This is a genomic window from Microbacterium sp. P5_E9 (genome assembly GCF_054049175.1).
On record NZ_JBFUMV010000074.1, the window covers coordinates 1 to 672 of the forward strand.

The 672-nt window shown below is 62.8% G+C and carries 2 protein-coding genes; both read right to left on the bottom strand.

All coding sequences use genetic code 11. From position 1 onward, the window contains the following. Positions 1-190, bottom strand: a 190-nt coding sequence (locus ACXJ3V_RS20285; protein WP_457102161.1) for an ABC transporter permease subunit, incomplete at its 3' end; no start/stop codon positions are given. 13 nt (positions 191-203) lie between these two features. Further along, on the bottom strand, positions 204-672 hold a 469-nt coding region (locus ACXJ3V_RS20290; protein WP_457102162.1), incomplete at its 5' end, for an ABC transporter substrate-binding protein.

Sequence of the window (672 nt, forward strand, 5' to 3'; positions counted from 1 at the left end):
GGATGAAAGACCCGGTCAGCTTCGCCACGGTCAGGCCTGCAAAAGCGCCCAGCATGTAGAACGATCCGTGCGCCAGGTTGACGACCCGCATCAGCCCGAAGCTCAGCGTCAGGCCGGCCGAGATGACGAACAGGAGGAGCCCGGCCTGCAATCCATTGACCAGGTATTCGATGAGACTTCCGGTATTCATCCGCGCGTACCGCTCAGTCCCAGTTCAGCTTGCAGGAGGTGTCCGGGTCCCGGACCTTCTCCATCGTCGCCAGCACGTCGTGGGCGAAGCTGCCGTTCGCCCGCTTGACCACTTTCGTGATGTAGATGTTCTGGACGACGTTGCCGTCCTTGGGATCGATCTTGAAGTAGCCGCGCGGACTGTCGATCTCCGCGTCGATCATGGCCTGCCGCACCGCCGCCTTGTCCGAGACGTTGCCTTTCAGGCGACGGACCGCGTCGATGATCAGGCGCATCGAGTCGTAGCCCGCGACATCCACCGGTGCCGGCGGCCGGTTGTACTTCTTCTTGTAGGCCGCTACGAAGGCCTGGTTGCGCGGGGTGTCCATGCTCTGCACGTACTGGCCGGAGCCGATCACGCCGATCGCGTTGTCCTTCAGCGCGTCGAAGAAGAACTCGTCGGCATTGCTCTGCGGGCCCACCTGTTGCGGCTTGAGCTTCGCT